At 72.6% G+C, this 20239-nt stretch carries 20 protein-coding genes; 4 read left to right on the forward strand and 16 right to left on the reverse strand.

Annotated elements, in window-relative coordinates; all coding sequences use genetic code 11:
* Positions 1-9: 9 nt before the first annotated feature.
* The 3 genes from dusB to BM237_RS09180 form a co-directional block, all read right to left on the reverse strand.
* On the reverse strand, positions 10-1152 hold the full coding sequence (gene dusB / locus BM237_RS09170; RefSeq protein WP_425443674.1) for a tRNA dihydrouridine synthase DusB: 1143 nt from the start codon (positions 1150-1152) through the stop codon (positions 10-12).
* A gap of 97 nt (positions 1153-1249) precedes the next feature.
* Positions 1250-1579: a hypothetical protein gene (locus tag BM237_RS09175; protein ID WP_093849050.1), complete on the reverse strand. Its 330-nt coding sequence runs from the start codon at positions 1577-1579 to the stop codon at positions 1250-1252.
* 271 nt (positions 1580-1850) lie between these two features.
* Positions 1851-3233 (reverse strand): glycine--tRNA ligase, encoded by a 1383-nt coding sequence (locus BM237_RS09180; RefSeq protein WP_093849051.1) that lies wholly within the window; start codon positions 3231-3233, stop codon positions 1851-1853.
* 163 nt (positions 3234-3396) lie between these two features.
* Between BM237_RS09180 and BM237_RS09185 the strand changes: the two genes are divergently transcribed.
* The 4 genes from BM237_RS09185 (at position 3397) to BM237_RS09200 (ending at position 6716) form a co-directional block, all read left to right on the forward strand.
* A complete protein-coding gene (locus BM237_RS09185) occupies positions 3397-4434 on the forward strand; it encodes a metal ABC transporter substrate-binding protein (protein ID WP_093849052.1) in 1038 nt (345 codons plus the stop codon).
* Between the two features lie 11 nt (positions 4435-4445).
* Positions 4446-5246 (forward strand): metal ABC transporter ATP-binding protein, encoded by an 801-nt coding sequence (locus tag BM237_RS09190; RefSeq protein WP_093849053.1) that lies wholly within the window; start codon positions 4446-4448, stop codon positions 5244-5246.
* Entirely contained in the window at positions 5243-6163 is a 921-nt protein-coding gene (locus BM237_RS09195) for a metal ABC transporter permease (protein WP_093849054.1), read from the forward strand. The genes BM237_RS09190 and BM237_RS09195 overlap by 4 nt, the downstream gene beginning before the upstream one ends.
* Positions 6164-6290: 127 nt before the next feature.
* Positions 6291-6716, forward strand: a complete 426-nt coding sequence (locus BM237_RS09200) for a Fur family transcriptional regulator (RefSeq protein ID WP_093849227.1) — start codon at positions 6291-6293, stop codon at positions 6714-6716.
* A gap of 85 nt (positions 6717-6801) precedes the next feature.
* On the opposite strand, the gene BM237_RS09205 is transcribed toward BM237_RS09200, so the two are convergent.
* The 13 genes from BM237_RS09205 to BM237_RS09265 all read right to left on the reverse strand — a co-directional run bounded on the left by BM237_RS09205 (position 6802) and on the right by BM237_RS09265 (position 20230).
* The gene (locus BM237_RS09205; RefSeq protein WP_093849055.1) at positions 6802-7662 is read right to left on the reverse strand and encodes an isoprenyl transferase; all 861 of its coding nucleotides are present in this window, start codon (positions 7660-7662) and stop codon (positions 6802-6804) included.
* A 90-nt stretch (positions 7663-7752) separates the two neighbouring features.
* On the reverse strand, positions 7753-8502 hold the full coding sequence (gene recO / locus BM237_RS09210; protein ID WP_093849056.1) for a DNA repair protein RecO: 750 nt from the start codon (positions 8500-8502) through the stop codon (positions 7753-7755).
* Between the two features lie 70 nt (positions 8503-8572).
* Positions 8573-9265, reverse strand: a complete 693-nt coding sequence (locus tag BM237_RS09215; RefSeq protein ID WP_107415214.1) for a tellurite resistance TerB family protein — start codon at positions 9263-9265, stop codon at positions 8573-8575.
* 302 nt (positions 9266-9567) lie between these two features.
* Entirely contained in the window at positions 9568-11334 is a 1767-nt protein-coding gene (gene leuA / locus BM237_RS09220; RefSeq protein ID WP_093849058.1) for a 2-isopropylmalate synthase, read from the reverse strand.
* A gap of 322 nt (positions 11335-11656) precedes the next feature.
* Positions 11657-12628 (reverse strand): GTPase Era, encoded by a 972-nt coding sequence (gene era / locus BM237_RS09225; protein WP_093849059.1) that lies wholly within the window; start codon positions 12626-12628, stop codon positions 11657-11659.
* Positions 12629-12688: 60 nt separating this feature from the next.
* Positions 12689-13054: a cytidine/deoxycytidylate deaminase family protein gene (locus tag BM237_RS09230; RefSeq protein WP_093654565.1), complete on the reverse strand. Its 366-nt coding sequence runs from the start codon at positions 13052-13054 to the stop codon at positions 12689-12691.
* An 89-nt stretch (positions 13055-13143) separates the two neighbouring features.
* Positions 13144-14514, reverse strand: coding sequence for a hemolysin family protein (locus BM237_RS09235; protein WP_093849060.1), 1371 nt, complete (start codon positions 14512-14514; stop codon positions 13144-13146).
* Positions 14511-15008 carry an rRNA maturation RNase YbeY gene (gene ybeY / locus BM237_RS09240; protein WP_093849061.1) on the reverse strand — a complete coding sequence of 166 codons (498 nt, stop codon included), beginning with the start codon at positions 15006-15008 and terminating at the stop codon, positions 14511-14513. The genes BM237_RS09235 and ybeY overlap by 4 nt, the downstream gene beginning before the upstream one ends.
* 21 nt (positions 15009-15029) lie before the next feature.
* The gene (locus BM237_RS09245; RefSeq protein WP_093849062.1) at positions 15030-16058 is read right to left on the reverse strand and encodes a PhoH family protein; all 1029 of its coding nucleotides are present in this window, start codon (positions 16056-16058) and stop codon (positions 15030-15032) included.
* 204 nt (positions 16059-16262) lie between these two features.
* On the reverse strand, positions 16263-17333 hold the full coding sequence (locus BM237_RS09250; protein WP_093849063.1) for a PfkB family carbohydrate kinase: 1071 nt from the start codon (positions 17331-17333) through the stop codon (positions 16263-16265).
* Positions 17334-17386: 53 nt separating this feature from the next.
* A complete protein-coding gene (locus BM237_RS09255; RefSeq protein ID WP_093849064.1) occupies positions 17387-18703 on the reverse strand; it encodes a glucarate dehydratase family protein in 1317 nt (438 codons plus the stop codon).
* A gap of 241 nt (positions 18704-18944) precedes the next feature.
* Entirely contained in the window at positions 18945-19850 is a 906-nt protein-coding gene (locus tag BM237_RS09260) for a ribonuclease Z (RefSeq protein WP_093849065.1), read from the reverse strand.
* Between the two features lie 5 nt (positions 19851-19855).
* A complete protein-coding gene (locus BM237_RS09265; RefSeq protein ID WP_093849066.1) occupies positions 19856-20230 on the reverse strand; it encodes a histidine triad nucleotide-binding protein in 375 nt (124 codons plus the stop codon).
* Positions 20231-20239: the final 9 nt, after the last annotated feature.

The following is a 20239-nucleotide window of genomic DNA, read 5'->3' on the forward strand; positions in this document are numbered from 1 at the left end:
GAGGGCCGTTCAGCCGCCGGAGGTGTCCAGCTCGGCCTCGGCCGCGGCGCCCGTGCGGTCGTACGGGTCGTCCAGCCAGCCGTCGGGCAGGGCCACCCGGTTGCGTCCGGAGGTGCGCCCGCGCGGGCCGTCCGCGCCCTTGGGCCACGGCCGGTCCGGGTCGAGTTCGCCCAGCAGGTCCTCCAGCTCGGCGAGCGAGGACGCGACGGCCAGCTTCCGGCGCAGCTCGGAGCCGACCGGGAAGCCCTTGGTGTACCAGGCGACGTGCTTGCGGAAGTCGATCACCCCGCGTGACTCGTCCTCCAGCCACTCCCCCAGCAACCGGGCGTGTCGCAGCATCACCGCGGCGACCTCGCCCAAGGTGGGCTCGGCCCGCTCCGGCCGGCCCTCGCAGGCGGCCACCAGATCGCCGAAGAGCCACGGCCGGCCCAGGCAGCCGCGTCCGACCACGACGCCGTCGCAGCCGGTCTCGCGCATCATCCGCACCGCGTCGTCGGCCGACCAGATGTCGCCGTTGCCCAGTACCGGGATCTCGGGCACGGCCTCCTTCAGGGCTGCGATGGCGTCCCAGTCGGCGGTGCCGCCGTAGTGCTGGGCGGCGGTGCGGCCGTGCAGGGCGACGGCGGTGACGCCCTCCTCCACGGCGATGCGCCCGGCGTCCAGATAGGTGAGGTGGTCGTCGTCGATGCCCTTGCGCATCTTCATGGTCACCGGCAGCCCGCCGGCGCCGGTGACGGCCTCGCGCAGGATGGCCCGCAGCAGGTTCCGCTTGTACGGCAGCGCCGAGCCGCCGCCCTTGCGGGTCACCTTGGGCACCGGGCAGCCGAAGTTGAGGTCGATGTGGTCGGCCATGTCCTCGTCGGCGATCATGCGGACGGCCTTGCCGACGGTCGCCGGGTCCACGCCGTAGAGCTGGATGGAGCGCGGCTTCTCGGTCTCGGCGAAGTGGACGAGCCGCATGGTCTTGGCGTCCCGCTCGACCAGTGCCCGGGTGGTGATCATCTCGCTGACGAACAGCCCCCGGCCACCGCTGTACTCGCGGCACAGCGTCCGGAACGGCGCGTTGGTGATCCCGGCCATCGGCGCGAGGACCACGGGCGGCCGGACCGTGTGCGGGCCGATGGAGAGCTGCTGTGACATGGGGGCGGGCATCCTCGTCGTCGCTCGGTGGTGGGGGCGATCATCCATTGTCCCCCATCCGTCCCCCATCCGGACCGCTTCCCCGCGCCGCCCCCGTCCCCCGGCGGGGTCAGTGCCCCAGGAAGGCGGGGGTGAAGACCGCGAGGAAGCCGGCCAGCCCGATCAGCCCGAGGATCCAGGGCGCGGGGCTCAGCCGCTGCCCGCCGCCGGACCGCGCGCCGTGCTCGGCCAGATGGTGCGCGGCCTCGGCACGTGCGAGGCCGCGGGCCGTGAAGCGGCGGTCGCAGGTACCGCAGACCAGATGGCGTCCCTCCCCCGTGCCGCGGCCCCCCGTACCACGGCGCAGGCACAGCTCACGGGTGATCCTCACCTCGTGGATGCGCCCGTCCTGTCCGTAACCGCTGACCGTGCCCGTGGTCACCGTGCCCGTCGTCAGCATTCGTCCCCCCTTTTTTCGCCCTCCGGATCCCACCCGTGTGTGCCCGGCCGATTCTGGAAGGCGGCGCGCGGCGGCGCCAGAGCCGAGTGGGGCAGTGTTCGGCGGCGGCCGGTTTCCGGATCCCGGCAAGCGGGAAGCGAGCGGGGCGGCGGCAGGGCCGCCCCGCTTTCCGGCCCCGGTGCGGGCCCCGGAAACGGCCGGAGACCCCCGCACCCGCACCGGGTCCGGAGGCCTCCGTACACAAACCGCGTGCGCCGCGCGCACGGCGGGTTCAGCAGCCGATCAGCCGGGCCGCGAGGTAGGACTCGATCTGGTCGAGCGAGACGCGCTCCTGCTTCATGGTGTCGCGCTCGCGCACCGTCACGGCGTTGTCGTCGAGGGTGTCGAAGTCGACGGTGACGCAGAACGGCGTGCCGATCTCGTCCTGGCGGCGGTAGCGGCGGCCGATGGCGCCGGCGTCGTCGAACTCGATGTTCCAGTGCTTGCGCAGCGTGTCCGCCAGGCCCTTGGCCTTGGGGGAGAGCTGCGGGTTGCGCGACAGCGGCAGGACGGCGACCTTGACCGGCGACAGGCGCGGGTCGAGGCGCATCACGACGCGCTTCTCCATCTTGCCCTTGGCATTGGGCGCCTCGTCCTCGGTGTAGGCGTCCAGCATGAAGGCCAGCATCGTGCGGCCGACACCGGCCGCGGGCTCGATGACGTACGGCGTCCAGCGCTCGCCGGCCTCCTGGTCGAAGTACGACAGGTCCTGGCCGGAGGCCTTGGAGTGCGAGGTCAGGTCGTAGTCGGTGCGGTTGGCCACGCCCTCCAGCTCACCCCACTCGCCGCCGCCGAACTGGAAGCGGTACTCGATGTCGGCGGTGCGCTTGGAGTAGTGGGAGAGTTTCTCCGCCGGGTGCTCGTACCAGCGCATGTTCTCCTCGCGCAGGCCCAGCCCGGTGTACCAGTTCCAGCGCTGCTCCATCCAGTACTCGTGCCACTTCTCGTCCTCGCCCGGCTTGACGAAGAACTCCATCTCCATCTGCTCGAACTCGCGGGTGCGGAAGATGAAGTTGCCCGGAGTGATCTCGTTCCGGAAGGACTTGCCCATCTGCGCGATGCCGAACGGCGGCTTGCGGCGCGAGGTCTGCTGCACCTGGGCGAAGTTGGTGAAGATGCCCTGCGCGGTCTCGGGACGCAGGTAGGCGACCGAGCCGGAGTCCTGGGTCGGGCCGAGGTGCGTGGACAGCAGGCCGGAGAACTGCTTGGGCTCGGTGAACTGGCCCTTGACGCCGCAGTGGGGGCAGTTGACGTCCGACAGGCCGGCGGCGGGGAGGCGGCCGTGCTTGGCCTCGTACGCCTCCTCGAGGTGGTCGGCGCGGAACCGCTTGTGGCACGAGGTGCACTCGGTCAGCGGGTCGCTGAAGGTGGCCACGTGGCCGGAGGCGACCCAGACCTCGGAGGCGAGGATGACCGACGAGTCGATTCCGACGACGTCGTCGCGCGAGGTGACCATGTGGCGCCACCACTGGCGCTTGATGTTCTCCTTCAGCTCCACGCCCAGCGGACCGTAGTCCCAGGCGGCCCTCTGCCCCCCGTAGATCTCGCTGCAGGGATAGACGAAGCCACGGCGCTTGCTGAGGCTGACGATGGTGTCGATCTTGTCGGCGGCCACGGTGCTCTCTTCGGTACAGACGACGGAATGCCTCAGGTTACCGGCGATGACGGGGGCGGGATCAAATCGGTTCGGGGTTCGGACGCCGGAGGCGGGAAACCCGGTCGCCGTCGATTGCCGGGATCTCCATCTCATTTGACAATCATTTCCAACTAGGGTGAAAATGAGTGTCATGAACGCTCGACGCCGCCCTCTCATACCCCGCCCCCGCCGCCGCGCCGCCTCCCGCACCGCACTGGCCGGAGCCGCCGCCCTGGGCATGCTCGGCCTGACCGCCTGCGGCTCGGGAGGGACGGAAGGGACGGGAGGGGGAGCGGGCGACGGGGTGGACGTCGTCGCCTCGTTCTACCCGATGCAGTTCCTCGCCGAGGAGATAGGCGGGGAGCACGTCTCGGTCAGCTCCCTGGTCGAGCCCGGCGTCGAGCCGCACGATCTGGAACTGAGCCCGCGGCAGACCGCCGAGCTGGGCGAGGCGGACCTCGTGGTCTACCTCAGGGGATTCCAGCCGGCCGTGGACAAGGCGATCGAGCAGTCCGGAGTGGAGAACGTCGCCGAGGCCACCTCCTACACCGAGCCGGTGGAACACGGCTCCGGTCACGAGGAGGGCCACGGAGAAGAGGGCCACGGGGAGGAGCCCGCCGAGGAGGGCCACGAGGGCCACGACCACGGCGGCGAGGGAGCCGCCGACCCGCACGTCTGGCTCGACCCGGTGAAGTACGCCGAGGTGGCCGAGGGCGTCGGCGACGCCCTGGCGGAGGCGGACCCGGACCACGCCGACGACTACCGGAAGAACGCCGACGCCCTGGCCGAGAAGCTCAGGGACCTGGACGCGGACTTCCGCGAGGGTCTGGAGAACCGCAGGACCGACACCTTCATCACCGCCCACGCGGCCTTCGGTTACCTCGCCGACCGCTACGGCCTCCACGAGGAGTCCGTCGCCGGTCTCGACCCCGAGTCCGAGCCCAGCGGCGCGAGGATGAGGCAGCTGCACCGGGTGGCCGAGGAGGACGACGTCGACACGGTCTTCTTCGAGGCGGCGGCCGGCGAGCGCACCGCGAAGACCCTCGCCGACGACCTCGGGCTGCGCACCGACGTCCTCGACCCCGTCGAGGGAATCACCGACGCCTCCCCGGGCGACGACTACTTCGAGGTCATGCGGGCCAATCTCCAGGCCCTGCGGAAGGCGCTCGGCGCCCGGTGAGGAGGACGGTCATGACGGACGAGCACACCGCCGCGGCGCGGGCCGCGGCAGACGCGACGGCACCGGCGGCGCCCCCGGTGCTGTCCCTGCGGGGCGTGACCGCCTCGCTCGGGGCGCGGCCGGTGCTGCGCGGCATCGACCTGGCCGTGGGGCGGGGCGAGGTCGTCGCCCTGCTCGGCGCGAACGGCTCGGGCAAGTCCACGACGGTGCGGGCCGCCGTGGGCCAGGTGCAGACCTCGGGCGGCGCGCTGGAGCTGTTCGGCACCCCGCTGCGCCGCTTCCGCGACTGGCACCGCGTGGGCTACGTACCGCAGCGCTCGACCGCGGCGGCCGGCGTGCCCGCGACCGTGCGCGAGGTCGTCGCCTCCGGGCGGCTGGCCCGCAGGCGGCTGGGGCCGCTGGGCCGCGGCGACCGGGCGGCGGTACGGCGGGCCCTGGAGCTGGTCGGGCTGGCCGACCGGTCGCGGGACTCGGTGAACGCGCTCTCCGGCGGCCAGCACCAGCGCGTGCTGATAGCCCGCGCGCTGGCCGGCGAGCCCGAGCTGCTGGTCATGGACGAGCCGCTGGCCGGCGTGGACCTGCTCAGCCAGGGCGTCCTGGCCGAGGCGCTGCGCGAGCAGACCGGCGAGGGCGCCTCCGTCCTGCTGGTGCTGCACGAACTCGGCCCGCTGGCCCCGCTGATCGACCGCACGGTCGTCCTGCACGACGGCCGCGTGGAGCGCGTGGAGGGCACCGCGCACCTCCACGACCAGGCGTGCCACCCGCACGCCGACTCCCTGGCCGAACCGACCCGGACCGGACTGCTGACATGATCGAGATCCTCCAGCCCGCCTTCATGCAGCGCGCGCTGCTCGCCGCGCTGCTGGTCGGCGTCGCGGCCCCCGCCATCGGCATCTACCTCGTCCAGCGCCGCCAGGCGATCATGGGCGACGGGATCGGGCACGTGGCCCTCACCGGTGTGGCGCTGGGCTTCCTGCTGAGCACCAGCCCGGTGTGGACGGCCGTGGTGGTCGCCTCGCTCGGCTCGGTCGCGATGGAGCTGATCCGCTGGTACGGCAGAACGCGCGGCGACGTGGCCCTGGCCATGCTGTTCTACGGCGGCATGGCGGGCGGCGTCCTGATCATCAACCTGGCGCCGGGCGGCACCACGGCCGATCTCCTCTCCCCGCTCTTCGGGTCGGTCATGACCGTCTCGCCCGAGGACGTCACCGCCATCGTGGTGCTGTCGGTCCTCGCCCTGGCGGTCTCCTTCGGACTGCGGCGGCAGCTCTTCGCCGTCTGCCAGGACGAGGAGTTCGCCCGGGTCAGCGGGCTCCCGGTGCGGCTGCTCAACCTGCTGCTGGCCGTCACCGCCGCCGTCACCGTGACCGTGGCCATGCGGGTGGTGGGCCTGCTGCTGGTGAGCGCCCTGATGGTGATCCCGGTGGCCGCGGCCCAGCAGGTCACGCGCGGCTTCGCGACCACCATGGGGCTGGCGGTGGGCATGGGTGTGCTGGTGTCCGTGTCCGGCACCGCCACCTCGTACTACGCCGACGTGCCGCCCGGCGCCACCATCGTGCTGCTGGCCATCGCGCTGTTCGCCCTCCTGTCCGCGGCGGCCCCGCTGCTGAACCGCGCACGGCTGAGGGCGCGGGCGCGGGACGAGGAGGGGACCGGACCGGACGAGCGGGCGGGAGACCGGGAGGGGGAGGGCCGGCAGGCGGCCGAAGGCGTTACGGTCGTGCGGTGACCGATGGTCGTCGGCGGCCGGCGCGGCCGATGACACCGCCGGTGCGGAGTGCGCCCGGCGGCGCACGGCACACCTGGCACAATGGCCGATCAGCTACGCGAGGTAGCGCCGACTCTAGGAGGCAATGGTGGCGACCGCAGGTCCCCCCGTACGCGGCCGGTCGACCCGGCAGCGCGCCGCTGTGGCGGCGGCGCTCGGCGAGGTCGACGAGTTCCGCAGCGCCCAGGAGCTGCACGACATGCTCAAGCACCGAGGCGACTCCGTCGGTCTGACCACCGTCTACCGCACGCTCCAGTCGCTCGCCGACGCCGGCGAGGTGGACGTGCTGCGCACCGACGAGGGCGAGGCCGTCTACCGCCGGTGCAGCACCGACGACCACCACCACCACCTGGTCTGCCGCAACTGCGGCAAGGCCGTGGAGGTGGAGGGACCCGCGGTGGAGAAGTGGGCGGACTCCATCGCCGCGGAGCACGGTTTCGTGGACGTGGCCCACACCATCGAGATCTTCGGCACCTGCGGCGAGTGCGCCGCCGCCCGGAGCTCCAAGGCCTGAGGACCCCGGCGCGGCCCTGACGCTCCCGCCGGGAGCGTCAGGGCCGCGCCGCGCGTCCGGGCTCCGCACGTCCGGACCGGCGGCGTCAGGCCTGCGGCGGTACGGTCCCCTCCGACCGCGCGGGCGCGGCCTGCGACGCGGCGGGCGCGACGGGCTCCGCGCCGCCGAAGCGGCGGTCGCGGCGGGCGTACTCCAGGCACGCGTCCCACAGGTTGCGGCGGTCGAAGTCCGGCCACAGCACGTCCTGGAAGACCATCTCGGCGTACGCGCTCTGCCATATCAGGTAGTTGGAGGTGCGCTGCTCGCCCGAGGGCCGCACGAAGAGGTCCACGTCCGGCATGTCCGGGTAGTACAGGTACTTCGCGACCGTCTTCTCGTTCACCTTCGACGGGTCCAGCCGCCCGGCCCGCACGTCCGCCGCGATGGCCGCCGCCGCGTCGGCGATCTCGGCCCGGCCGCCGTAGTTGACGCAGAAGTACAGCGTCATGGCGTCGTTGTCCTTCGTCTGCTCCTGCGCCACCTGGAGCTCCTGGACGACCGACTTCCACAGCTTGGGCATCCGGCCGACCCAGCGGATGCGGATGCCGAGCGCGTCCATCTCGTCGCGGCGGCGGCGGATGACGTCGCGGTTGAAATTCATCAGGAAGCGGACCTCCTCGGGGGACCGCTTCCAGTTCTCGGTGGAGAAGGCGTACAGGGAGAGGTTCTTCACGCCCATCTCCAGACAGCCCTTGAGCACGTCCATCACGACGCCCTCGCCGACCTTGTGCCCCTCGGTGCGCGGCAGCCCGCGCTGCTTGGCCCAGCGCCCGTTGCCGTCCATCACGACCGCCACATGCCTGGGCACCAGGTCGGCGGGGATGCGCGGCGGACGCGCGCCGGAGGGATGCGGTTCGGGGGTGAGGTACTCGCGACGCTGCCGGGACAGCATTCCGCGCCGTGCCATGCGGTTCATCTCCAGTCGGGCGGGGCCCGGGAAGGCCGCGCCTGGGTGAGGACGGGGAAGGGTTACCGGGAGCGTAGCCGGTCGGCTCCCTCAGGTCTTCTCGACGTAGCGCAGGGAGCGCAGACCCCGCTCCAGGTGCCAGTGCAGATACGCCGACACCAGCCCGCTGCCCTCGCGCACATGCCGGGCCTCGGCCGCGTCGGCCGTCGCCCAGTCGCCCGTCAGCAGCGCGCCCAGCAGCCGCAGCGCCTCGGGGGACGGCACGACGCTGCCCGGCCTGCGGCAGTCGGCGCACACCACCCCGCCGGCGGCGACGGAGAAGAAGCGGTTGGGTCCGGGCAGCCCGCACTGGGCGCACGCCTCGAAGCTGGGCGCGTAACCGCCCACGGCCAGTGAGCGCAGCAGGAAGGCGTCCAGCACCAGCGCCGGGGCGTGCTCACCGGCGGCGAGGGTGCGCAGGCCGCCGATCAGCAGCAGGTACTGCTGGACGTTGGGCTCGCCCTCGTGGTCGGTGAACCGCTCGGCCGTCTCCAGCATGGCCGTCCCGGCGGTGTAGCGGGCGTAGTCGGTGACGATGTTCCGCCCGTACGGCGCGATGGTCTCGGTCTGGGTGCACAGCGGCAGGCCGCGTCCGATCAGATCGCTGCCGCGCGCGAAGAACTGGATGTCGACGTGGGAGAACGGCTCCAGCCGCGCCCCGAACTTCGACTTGGTGCGCCGCACGCCCCGGGCCACGGCCCGTACCCGTCCGTGTCCGCGCGTGAGCAGCGTGATGATGCGGTCGGCCTCGCCCAGCTTCTGGGTGCGCAGGACCACGCCGTCGTCGCGGAACAGACTCATTCCCCCATTGTCCCCCACCCCTCCCCCGGCCGGGGGACACGGGCGGGAGGCGTGCGGGGGCCGGGAAGCGTCAGGAAGGGGTGGTGCGGGCGGCGTCCAGCAGCCGGTCGGTCTCCTCCCCGCACAGCCGCAGCGTCCGGCCCACCAGGCCCAGCGTCCTGCGCTCACCGGGGGTGTACGGGCCGTCGGCGAGCGCGATGCGGGCGCCCAGCAGCAGCAGGCTCTCGCGGCCGGGCCCGGCCAGGTGCGGAGCGAGCGGGGCCAGGGCCTCGTGCAGCTCTATCTCCATGGTGACCCCGTCGGAGCCCACCGCCGCGAGCAGGGCGACCAGCTGCTCCTCGGAGCAGCCGGTGAAGCCGGCGGCCCGCATCCCCTCCACGGCCGCCTCGCGGACCGACCTCGCCTCGCAGCCGCCCACCGCCAGCACCGCCAGCGCGACGGCGTGCACGGCGTCGCGGAGCATGGCGCTCAGCCGGGTGGTGGTGGGGTGGTCGAGGGTGTCGGTGCCGAAGTGGCCCTCGCAGGCCGCGCACTCCAGCACGGGCCCGGCCTCGCCGCGCGGCAGCACGGGGAGCCCGAGCACCACCAGGCGGCGGCGCCCGGTGCGGCGTCTGTAGTTGCGGTCGCCGCCGCAGGAGGGACAGAAGAACTCGCCGTCGTCGACCGTGTGCCAGGCCGTGCGGACGCCCGCCAGCCGCAGTCTCCGGCCGTCCCGGCCCCGGGGGTGCACCACTGCCGTACCTCCGTCACGCTCCTGCGCCATTGCCGCGTGGGCGTGATGTTAACCACATCGATGAGGTGCCGTCAGTACCCCGGAAGGCACCCATCCCTTCCCCCTGTGGCCCTTGCGGGCCGGGCCGAAGGACGTACGCGCAGGTCGGACAGGGTTGCGCGGCGCCCCCGCGCCGGGCGGAAACCTTTGCGAAAGCATGGGGAGCCGGGGAGACCCCGGGCCCCGGCAAACCGGTCGCGGGCCGCCGTCGCGGTGAGCTCCCGCGGAGAAGGCCCGCCCCGCCGGACGGGCGTCCGGCGGGGCGGGCGGTGCTCACAGCGGAGGGTGCCGCGTCAGCGGAAGGCGCGGTTGACGGCGGAGACGATCGCCTTCAGCGAGGCGCGGGTGGTGTTGGGGTCGATGCCGATGCCCCACAGCACCTTGCCGTCGATGGCGCACTCGATGTACGAGGCGGCCTGCGCGGAGGCTCCCTCGCTCATGGTGTGCTCGGTGTAGTCCAGCAGCCTCGCGTCGATGCCGATGCCCTCCAGCGCGTCGAAGAACGCGGAGATCGGACCGTTGCCGCTGCCGGTCAGCACGGTGTCGGTGCCGTCGACGGCCGCCTCGACGGTGAGGGTGTCCACGCCGTCGGTGTCGGTGGTGGTCTGGCCGTTGCGGACCTGGATGCGGCCCCAGGGGTTGCCGGGGTTGGGCAGGTACTCGTCGCGGAAGGTCTCCCAGATCTGCGCCGGGGTGATCTCGCCGCCGTCGGCGTCGGTCCTGGCCTGGATGATCTTCGAGAACTCGATCTGCATCCGGCGCGGCAGGTCCAGCTTGTGGTCGTTCTTCAGGACGTAGGAGACGCCGCCCTTGCCGGACTGGGAGTTGACGCGGATGACCGCCTCGTAGGAGCGGCCCACGTCCTTGGGGTCGATGGGCAGGTACGGCACCGCCCACTCGATCTCCTCCACCGGCTTGCCGGCCGCGGCCGCGTCGGCCTCCATGGCCTCGAAGCCCTTCTTGATGGCGTCCTGGTGGGAGCCGGAGAAGGCGGTGTAGACCAGGTCTCCCGCGTACGGGTGGCGCGGGTGGATCTCCATCTGGTTGCAGTACTCGGCGGTGCGGCGGATCTCGTCGATCCGGCTGAAGTCGATCTGCGGGTCGATGCCCTGACTGAACAGGTTCATCCCCAGCGTGACCAGGTCCACGTTGCCGGTGCGCTCGCCCTGACCGAACAGGCAGCCCTCCACCCGGTCCGCGCCGGCCATCACGGCCAGCTCGGCGGCGGCCACGGCGGTGCCGCGGTCGTTGTGCGGGTGGGCGGACAGGCAGACGAACTCGCGCCGCGACAGGTTCCGCGACATCCACTCGAAGCGGTCGGCGTGGGTGGAGGGCGTGGAGCGCTCGACGGTGGCGGGCAGGTTCAGGATGATCTCGCGGCCCTCCTCGGGCTGCCAGACGTCCATCACCGACTCGCAGACCTCCAGGGCGAAGTCCAGCTCGGTGTCGGTGAAGATCTCCGGGCTGTACTGGTAGCCGAAGGCCGTCTCGTCGCCCAGGATCTTCTCGGCGTACTCGACCACCAGGCGGGTGCCGTCCACGGCGATCTGGCGGATGTCGTCCCTGGAGCCGCGGAAGACCACGCGGCGGAAGACCGGGGCGGTGGCGTTGTACAGGTGGACCGTGGCCCGGTGGGCGCCGGCCAGGGACTGCACGGTGCGTTCGATCAGGTCCTCACGGGCCTGGGTCAGCACCGAGATCGTCACGTCCTCGGGGATGGCGCCCTCTTCGATGATGGAGCGCACGAAGTCGAAGTCGGTCTGGCCGGAGGAGGGGAAGCCGACCTCGATCTCCTTGTAGCCCATGCGGACCAGCAGGTCGAACATCTCGCGCTTGCGGGCGGGCGACATCGGGTCGATCAGCGCCTGGTTGCCGTCGCGCAGGTCGGTGGACAGCCAGCGGGGGGCCTTGGTGATCCGCTTGTCGGGCCAGGTGCGGTCGGGCAGCTCGACGGCCTCGTAGCCGCGGTAGCGGTGGATCGGCATGCCCGACGGCTTCTGGGTCACCGCGGCGGCGGTGACGGGCGTGGGGCGGCCTACGCGGGAGGAATCACTGCTCATGTGGACTGGGCTCCTGTGGAGGGCGATGGGCTTCGAAGCGCTTTTCGAACGCTTTCCGAAGGGGCCGACGACGGCATCACCGAACTCCGCGGGGAGGGGGTCGGCCGTATGTCTACAGGCCCTCGCCGCGGCAGCTAAGGAGAAGCAGCCCAAAACGCATGATGCGATTCAGCGTAACCGAGGCGGACGGTGCGTGGCGGCGCGTATCAGTATGCGAGAACTCACATGGGTGAGCGCGGCTTATGCGGACCGGCCCCCGCCTCCCCGCCGGGGCGGGGAGGCGGGGGCGCGGCTCGCGGAAGCCGAGTCCTGGAAGCCGAGCCTAGAAACCGAGCCTGCGCAGCTGCTTGGGGTCGCGCTGCCAGTCCTTGGCGACCTTGACGTGCAGGTCGAGGTAGACGGGGGTGCCCAGCAGCGCCTCGATCTGCTTGCGGGACTTGGTGCCGACCTCCTTGAGCCGGCTGCCCTTGGGGCCGATGACGATGCCCTTCTGGCTGGGGCGCTCGATGAAGACGTTGGCGTGGACGTCCAGCAGCGGCCGGTCCGCCGGGCGTCCCTCGCGCGGCGTCATCTCCTCGACCACCACGGCGATGGAGTGCGGCAGCTCGTCGCGCACCCCTTCCAGCGCCGCCTCGCGGATCAGCTCGGCGACCATGACCTGCTCGGGCTCGTCGGTGAGGTCGCCGTCCGGGTACAGCTGCGGGCCCTCGGGCAGCAGGGGGACGAGCAGATCGGCCAGCAGGCCCACCTGGTCGCCGGCGGTGGCGGAGACGGGGACGATCTCGGCCCACTCGATGCCCAGTTCCTTGCCGAGCCGGTCGACGGCGACCAGCTGCTCGGCCAGTGCCCTGGAGTCCACCAGATCGGTCTTGGTGACGATCGCGACCTTCGGGGTGCGCTTCATGGCCGCCAGCTCGCCCGCGATGAAGCGGTCGCCGGGGCCGATCTTCTGGTCGGCCGGCAGGCAGAAGCCGATCACGTCGACCTCGGCCCAGGTGGTGCGCACCACGTCGTTGAGGCGCTCGCCCAGCAGGGTGCGCGGCTTGTGCAGACCGGGGGTGTCCACCAGGACTAGCTGCGCGTCGGGGCGGTGGACGATGCCGCGCACGGTGTGGCGGGTGGTCTGCGGGCGGTTGGAGGTGATCGCGACCTTCGTTCCCACCAGGGCGTTGGTGAGGGTCGACTTGCCCGCGTTGGGGCGGCCGACGAAGCAGGCGAAGCCCGCGCGGTGCGGCGCGGACTCCGCCTGCTGCTCGGGCCGGGAGGAGGGGGAACGGTCGCTCATGGTGGCCATTCTCCCCGATCCGCGGAGCGCCCCAGTACCGGCCGTCCCGCCCTCTGCCCGCCCGGCGGTTCAGCCCGCGGTGACGGTGGAGCGGACCGCGCCGTCGGGGCCGGCGAGCAGCACCGGGGTGGCCGGGCCGCCCAGCTCGTGGACGGCGGCGAGGTCGGCGGAGGGCACGGCGGGCGCCTCGGAGACCACGGCCGCGGCCTCCAGGGACTTGGCCCCGGAGGCCACCGCCATCGCGACGGCCGTCTGCAGCGCGCTCAGCCGGAGCGACTTCAGGGCGACGGTTCCGGCCACGTACGTGCGCCCGGTCTCGTCGCGTACGGCCGCACCCTCGGGCACGGCGTTGCGGGCCCGCGCGCTGCGCGCGAGGGTGACGATCTTGCGGTCTTCGGGATCCAGGTCGGCGGCTTCGCTCATGCGGGTGAGCATATGTGCTCGCCCCCGCGAAGGGGCGGCCCGGACTGGGAAAGGGCACACCACGCCCCGTGGCCCCGGCTCGGCTCCGTCGGCGCCGGCCGTCAGCCGCCGGTCCCGGCCGCCGCCTCGTCCTCCGGCTCCGGCACGGGGGCGCGGACCGGCTCGACCAGGACCGTGACGATGCGGTTGCGGCGGCCGGCCGGGGACTCGGCGGTCAGCCGCAGACCGCGCAGCGCCGGTTCGCCCCGGTGGTCGGTGTGGTGGCCGCCGCGGCGCTCGCCGCGCCCCTCGGGCACCTCCACCGTCGCGGTGGCGCCCGCGATGGGGACGCGGCCCAGGAGCTTGGCCAGCAGCCCGCCGACCGTCTCCACGTCCTCGTCCTCCAGGTCCAGGCCGTACAGCTCGCCCAGGTCGCCCAGGTCCAGGCGGGCGGTGACCCGGTGGCGGCCCTCTCCCAGGTCCTCGACGGGCGGCAGCTCCCGGTCGTACTCGTCGGTGATCTCTCCGACGATCTCCTCCAGGATGTCCTCGATGGTGACGATCCCGGCGGTGCCGCCGTACTCGTCGATCACGACGGCGACGTGGTTGCGGTCCTTCTGCATCTCGCGCAGCAGGTCGCCGGCGTTCTTGGTGTCGGGGACGAAGACGGCCGACCGCATCGCCGTGGAGACCAGGTCGTTCTCGGTCTCGCGGTTGATGTGGACCTTCCGGGAGAGGTCCTTGAGGTAGACGATGCCGACGATGTCGTCCTCGTTCTCGCCGGTCACCGGGATGCGGGAGAAGCCCGAGCGCAGGGCCAGGGTGAGCGCCTGGCGGATGGTCTTGAAGCGCTCGATGGAGACCAGCTCGGTGCGCGGCACCATCACCTCGCGCACCAGGGTGTCGCCCAGTTCGAAGACCGAGTGCACCATGCGGCGCTCCTCGTCCTCGATCAGCGCCTCCCGCCCGGCCAGGTCCACCATGGCCCGCAGTTCGGCCTCGGTGGCGAACGGGCCCTTGCGGAAGCCCTTGCCCGGGGTCAGGGCGTTGCCCAAGAGGATCAGCAGCTGCGGCAGCGGGCCGAGCACACGGGCGAGCGGCAGCAGCACGTACGCGGCGGCCGTGGAGGTGTTCAGCGGGTGCTGGCGGCCGATGGTGCGCGGCGAGACGCCGACGGCGACGTAGGAGACGAGCACCATCGCGCCGCCGGCCGCCGCCAGCGCCTGCCAGGTGCTGTCGAAGGTGTGCAGGAAGCCGTAGGTGACCAGGACTCCGGCCGACATCTCGGCGGTCACCCGCAGCAGCAGGGCGAGGTTGAGGTACCGGGTGGGGTCGGCGGCGACGGCGGCCAGCTTGGCGCCGCCGCGCCGCCCGGAGCGTACGGCCTCCTCGGCGCGGTAGCTGGTGGTGCTGGCCAGGCCGGCCTCGGCGCAGGCGGCCAGCCAGGCGAGGCCGACCAGCAGGACCGCCGCGGCGATCAGCGGGGCGCTCATGTCGTCGTTGGGGCCGGGGAGGGCCCCTCCAGGCCGCGCTCGGCGCGCCAGCCGTCGACGATCGCCGCCTGGAGGCCGAACATCTCGGTCCGCTCGCCGGGCGTCTCGTGGTCGTAGCCGAGCAGGTGGAGCACCCCGTGGACGGTGAGCATCTGCAGCTCCTCGTCCATGGAGTGCTTCGTCGGGGCGTCGGCGCCCTGCTTCTCGGCGACGTCGGGGCAGAGCACGATGTCGCCCAGGAGGCCCTGCGGGGGCTCGTCGCCGTCCTTGGAGGGCGGGCGCAGCTCGTCCATGGGGAAGGACATCACGTCGGTCGGGCCGGGGAGGTCCATCCACTGCCTGTGGAGCTGCTCCATGGCGTCGGTGTCGACGGCGATCACCGACAGCTCCGACAGCGGGTGGATGCGCATCCGGGCGAGGGCGTAGCGGGCGATGTCGAGGATCGCCCGCTCGTCGATCTCGCGGCCGGACTCGTTGTTGACGTCGATCGACATGTGGGTGGCTGTTGCTTTCCGTTACTTTCGGTCACTGCCGTCGGTGGTGCCGTGGCTGTCGTCGTAGCGCTGGTAGGCGTCGACGATACGGCCGACCAGCTTGTGCCGCACGACGTCGGTGCTGGTGAGCCGCGAGAAGTGGACGTCCTCCACGCCCTCGAGGATCTCCTGCACCTGGCGCAGACCGCTCCTGGTGCCGCCGGGCAGGTCGACCTGGGTGACGTCGCCGGTGATCACGATCTTGGAGTCGAAGCCGAGCCGGGTGAGGAACATCTTCATCTGCTCGGGATTGGTGTTCTGCGCCTCGTCCAGGATGATGAAGGCGTCGTTGAGCGTCCGGCCGCGCATGTACGCCAGCGGCGCGACCTCGATCGTCCCGGCGGCCATCAGGCGCGGGATCGAGTCGGGGTCGAGCATGTCGTGCAGCGCGTCGTACAGCGGCCGCAGATACGGGTCGATCTTCTCGTAGAGCGTGCCGGGCAGGAAGCCCAGCCGCTCCCCCGCCTCAACGGCGGGCCGGGTCAGGATGATGCGGGTGACCTGCTTGGACTGCAGGGCCTGCACCGCCTTGGCCATGGCGAGGTAGGTCTTGCCGGTGCCCGCCGGGCCGATACCGAAGACGACGGTGTGCTTGTCGATCGCGTCCACGTAGCGCTTCTGGTTGAGCGTCTTGGGACGGATCGTGCGACCGCGGTTGGACAGGATGTTCTGCGTGAGCACCTCGGCGGGTGTCTCCTCGGCGCCGCTCTCCGCGTCGCGGAGCATGGCGATCGATCGTTCCACCGCGTCCTCCGTCAGCGGCTGGCCGGTGCGCAGCACCAGCATCATCTCGTCGAACAGCCGCTGGACGAGTTCGACCTCCGCCGCCTCGCCGGTCGCGGTGATCTCGTTACCGCGCACGTGGATGTCCGTCGATGTGAAGGACTTCTCGATCACGCGGAGGAGGGAGTCGCCGGAGCCCAGCACCGTCACCATCGGGTGCTTGGCCGGGACGGTGAAACGGGCACTCGCTTGGGTGGACCGTGCCTGGTCCGTCTGTGTCTGAGTCATGGGCCGGCTCTGTGGCCTGCGCGTCCCTCTCTGTCGCTGCTGTGTCGCCGGTCTGTGGCCGTCGCTCGCCTGGACTTCCAGGGTACGACGTGGCGCTGACAGGTCAGTAGCGATTTGTATGCCCGGCTCCGCGCCCCGGCTCCGCGTCCGGGCACCGCGGGCGGGTACCCGGGCGGTCCGCGGGCGGTTCACGGACGGGCCACGTCACGGCCGGCGGAAGCCGATGGTCGGCACCGCGCGGCGCAGCGGCCACGGCCGGGCGCAGCCGGGCAGCAGGGCGTCCAGGAAGCCGTAGCGGCTCAGGGCGGCCGGATCCTGCTCGTCGAAGTCGCGCACGCGCTGCCACCAGGCGGCGACCTCGGCCCAGCCCGGCGCGGACAGCGAGCCGCCGAACTCCTGCACCGACAGGGCGGCGGTCAGTCCGGCGAAGGCCAGCCGGTCGGCCAGCGGCCAGCCGGCCAGGGTGCCGGTGACGAAACCGGCCACGAACACGTCCCCGGCGCCGGTGGGGTCCAGCGCCTCCACCGAGATGGCGGGCACCTCGGCGGTCTCGCCCGTGGCGCCGTCCACCGCGACGGCGCCCTCGGCTCCCATGGTCACCACGGCCAGCGGCACCCTCTCGGCGAGGCGGCGGGCGGCGGCGCGGGGGCAGTCGGTGCGGGTGTAGCGCATCGCCTCCCCGGCGTTGGGCAGGAACGCTTCACAGTGCTCCAGATCGGCGAGGTCGTCCGGGTCCCAGCGGCCGGTCTCGTCCCAGCCGACGTCGGCGAAGACCCGGCTGCCGGCCCGGGCCGCCCGCGCGATCCACTCCTGGCGCCTGCCGGGCTGGAGGGCGGCGACACAGGCGCGGGCGGCGGGCGGGCCGCCGGGGGCGGGCTCCTCGGGCCGGGGGGCCTCGTGCCCGTGGGAGACCATCGTCCGCTCGCCCTCGTAGGCCATCGAGACGGTGACCGGCGAGTGCCAGCCGGGCGCGGTGCGTGACAGTGACAGGTCGATGCCCTCACCCTTCTCCAGCGCCTCCCAGCAGTACTCGCCGTACATGTCGTCGCCGAAGGCGGCGGCGAGCGAGGTGCGCAGGCCGAGCCGGGCCAGGGCGGTGGCCATGTTGGCGACGCCGCCGGGGCTCGACCCCATGCCCCGCGCCCAGGACTCGGTGCCGCGCACCGGCGCCGAGTCCAGGCCGGTGAAGATGATGTCCAGGAAGACCGTCCCGGTCAGATAGACGTCGCAGGGCGGGTCGTCGGGGGTGCGGAGCGAGGCGAGCGGGTCGAGCATGCGGCCAGTGTGCACGATCGGCGCGGGCGGCCGGCCGGGAGTTGCGTACGGCGTCACCAGCGCGGTACTGAAGGGGCCTTCCACTCCGGATCGGCCCGGCGCATGGCGGCGGCGTCGTCCCGGTCGCGCATCGAGCCGTCGTCGGCCAGCCAGCGGCGGTGGAGTGCGTCGAGGCGGTCGCGGTCGAGGGCGACGCCCAGGCCGGGCGCGTCGGGGACGGTGACGGCGCCCTCGCGGAAGGCGATGCGCTCGGTGAGTACGTCCTCGGTCTGCCAAGGGTAGTGGGTGTCGCAGGCGTGCTCCAGGCCGGGGACGGTGGCGGCGACATGGGTCATGGCGGCGAGGCTGACACCCAGGTGGGTGTTGGAGTGCATGGACACCCCGACGCCGAAGGCGCTGCAGACCGCGGCCAGTTGCTGGGTGCTGCGCAGCCCTCCCCAGTAGTGGTGGTCGCTGAGCAGCACCTGGACGGCGCCGGTGGTGAACGCCCCGGCGATCTCCGGGAAGGTGGTCACGCACATGTTGGTGGCCAGCGGCAGCCCTTTGGCCCGTGCGGCGACCTCGGCCATCGCGGGCGTGCCGGTGACCGGGTCCTCCAGGTACTCCAGCACGTCGCGCAGTTCGTCCGCGACCTTCAGGGAGGTCTCCACCGACCAGGCGCCGTTGGGGTCCAGGCGCAGGGGGCTGCCGGGGAAGGCCTCGGCGAGTGCCCGGACGGCGGCGGTCTCCTCCTCGGGCGGAAAGACCCCGCCCTTGAGCTTGAAGGAGCCGAAGCCGTGGCCGGCCGCGAAGCGGCGGGCCTGGGCGACGATCCCGGCCGGGTCGAGGGCGGCGCCCCAGTCGTCGCCGGCGGCGTCCCGCTCGTCGCTCCCGCGCGCCGCGCCGCCGGGGTGCTCGGCCCAGCGGTAGAACAGGTAGGCGCTGTACTCGACCCGGTCGCGCACCTTCCCGCCGAGCAGGGCGTGCACGGGCATCCCCAGCGCCTTGCCCAGGGCGTCCAGACAGGCCACCTCGAAGCCGGAGACGACGGACAGCCGCAGCTTGCCGGCGGTCTGGACGCCGCGCAGTCCGCCGACGTCCACCGAGCCGTCCGTCCGGTGGCCGTCCAGGGGGAGTTCACCGGCGAGGGCGAGCAGCCCGTTCAGGTCGCTGACCGGACGCCCGGGCAGCCGCCGGGCGAGGGAGCGCGCCAGGTCCAGGTACTCGGTGTCGCCGTAGGTCTCCCCGACCCCGGTGACGCCGCCGGCCGTGACCACCTCGACGATCAGACGCGGGGTGTACGGCTGGTGGACGCCCTGGGTGTTGAGCAGTGGCGGGTCGGCGACGAGGATCGGGGTCAGGCGCACCTCGGCGACGGTCAGGTCCTTCATCGGCGACTCCTGTCGGGTCGGGGCCGACTGCGGCGGGCGCCCGGGTCGGGGCCGCCCCACCACCGGCCTGTTCTCCTATGTGAACCCTGTCCATGTGCGGAGACGGAGATTAGGTACGGCGGAGGAGGACGTCAAGGGTGCCCGTACGTTTCCGGAAAGAGGCGCGCGGCGGCGCGGCCGGAAGCGGGCCGGGACGGGCGCGGGTGCGGCTGCGGGTGCGGAAGGGGGGTGCGGGCAGCGGTCAGCGCCGCCGGGGCAGCGGCACCCGCATCAGGTCCTCGGCCACGGTCAGCTCCCCGGTGAACCCCGCCTCCCGGGCCTGGGCGGCGAACCGGGCCGGGTCGTCGTAGCGCTGCGAGAAGTGCGTGAGCACCAGGTGCCGCACCCCCGCCCGCGCCGCGGCGGAGGCCGCCTGGCCCGCGGTGAGGTGGCCGTACTCCTGCGCCAGGGCCTCCTCCTCGTCGAGGAAGGTGGCCTCGATGACCAGCATGTCGCAGCCCTCGGCGAGCGCGTGCACGCCGTCGCACAGCCGGGTGTCCATCACGAAGGCGAAGCGCTGCCCGGGACGGGTCTCGCTCACCTCGTCGAGGGTGACCCCGCGCAGCTCGCCCTCGCGCTGGATGCGGCCGACGTCCGGGCCCGAGATGCCGTGGGCGGCGAGCCGCTCGGGCAGCATCCGCCGCCCGTCGGGCTCGACCAGGCGGTAGCCGTAGGACTCCACCGGATGGGACAGACGCCGCGCCTGGAGGGTGTACGCGGCGGTGGCGGCCAGCGTGCCGTCGGCGCCGACCGGCTCCTCGCGCAGCTCGGCCGTCTCACGGTAGGCGGTGGCGTACCGCAGGCGGTCGAAGAAGCGCCGCCCGCTCGCCGGGTAGTGCGCCGTGACCGGGTGCGGCACCCGGTCGAGGTTGATGCGCTGGATGACCCCGGCCAGGCCCAGGCTGTGGTCGCCGTGGAAGTGGGTGACGCACAGCCGGGTGAGGTCGTGGGCGGCCACACCCGCGCGGAGCATCTGACGCTGGGTGCCCTCGCCGGGGTCGAACAGCAGCGCCTCGCCGTCCCAGCGCAGGACGTAGCCGTTGTGGTTGCGCCGACGGGTGGGCACCTGGCTGGCGGTGCCCAGCACGACCAGTTCGCGTACGGACAACGGGCTTACCCGGGGGGCCAGTTCAGGCCGCGTCCGCCCAGCACGTGGGCGTGCGCGTGCCAGACAGTCTGCCCGGCGCCCGCACCGGTGTTGAACACGATCCGGTAGCCGACGGCGGCACCCCCGGGCGGGGCGATGTTCTCCTGCGCGGCGACCTCGCCCGCCGCGCGCAGCACGTCGGCGGCCAGCTGCGGGGCCGCGGCGGCCAGCGCGGCGGCGTCGGGGTGGTGCTCCTTGGGGATCACCAGCACATGGGTGGGCGCCTGCGGATTGATGTCCCGGAAGGCGAGCGTGGTGTCGGTCTCGTGGACGATCGTCGCCGGGACGTCCCCCGCGACGATCTTGCAGAACAGGCAGTCCGCCTGCGGTTCCTCCGCCACGGTGGCGCC

Origin of the sequence: Streptomyces mangrovi (assembly GCF_900114215.1) — a bacterium.
In the GTDB taxonomy this organism is placed as follows: Bacteria; Actinomycetota; Actinomycetes; order Streptomycetales; family Streptomycetaceae; genus Streptomyces; species Streptomyces barkulensis.

Coding starts and splice junctions, on each gene's coding strand:
- dusB (WP_425443674.1), bottom strand. CDS start 1,152: ATGCCCGCCCCCATGTCACAGCAGCTCTCCATCGGCCCGCACACGGTC.
- BM237_RS09175 (WP_093849050.1), bottom strand. CDS start 1,579: ATGCTGACGACGGGCACGGTGACCACGGGCACGGTCAGCGGTTACGGA.
- BM237_RS09185 (WP_093849052.1), top strand. CDS start 3,397: ATGAGTGTCATGAACGCTCGACGCCGCCCTCTCATACCCCGCCCCCGC.
- BM237_RS09190 (WP_093849053.1), top strand. CDS start 4,446: ATGACGGACGAGCACACCGCCGCGGCGCGGGCCGCGGCAGACGCGACG.
- BM237_RS09195 (WP_093849054.1), top strand. CDS start 5,243: ATGATCGAGATCCTCCAGCCCGCCTTCATGCAGCGCGCGCTGCTCGCC.
- BM237_RS09205 (WP_093849055.1), bottom strand. CDS start 7,662: ATGGCACGGCGCGGAATGCTGTCCCGGCAGCGTCGCGAGTACCTCACC.
- recO (WP_093849056.1), bottom strand. CDS start 8,502: ATGAGTCTGTTCCGCGACGACGGCGTGGTCCTGCGCACCCAGAAGCTG.
- BM237_RS09215 (WP_107415214.1), bottom strand. CDS start 9,265: ATGGCGCAGGAGCGTGACGGAGGTACGGCAGTGGTGCACCCCCGGGGC.
- leuA (WP_093849058.1), bottom strand. CDS start 11,334: ATGAGCAGTGATTCCTCCCGCGTAGGCCGCCCCACGCCCGTCACCGCC.
- era (WP_093849059.1), bottom strand. CDS start 12,628: ATGGCCACCATGAGCGACCGTTCCCCCTCCTCCCGGCCCGAGCAGCAG.
- BM237_RS09230 (WP_093654565.1), bottom strand. CDS start 13,054: ATGCTCACCCGCATGAGCGAAGCCGCCGACCTGGATCCCGAAGACCGC.
- BM237_RS09235 (WP_093849060.1), bottom strand. CDS start 14,514: ATGAGCGCCCCGCTGATCGCCGCGGCGGTCCTGCTGGTCGGCCTCGCC.
- ybeY (WP_093849061.1), bottom strand. CDS start 15,008: ATGTCGATCGACGTCAACAACGAGTCCGGCCGCGAGATCGACGAGCGG.
- BM237_RS09245 (WP_093849062.1), bottom strand. CDS start 16,058: ATGACTCAGACACAGACGGACCAGGCACGGTCCACCCAAGCGAGTGCC.
- BM237_RS09250 (WP_093849063.1), bottom strand. CDS start 17,333: ATGCTCGACCCGCTCGCCTCGCTCCGCACCCCCGACGACCCGCCCTGC.
- BM237_RS09255 (WP_093849064.1), bottom strand. CDS start 18,703: ATGAAGGACCTGACCGTCGCCGAGGTGCGCCTGACCCCGATCCTCGTC.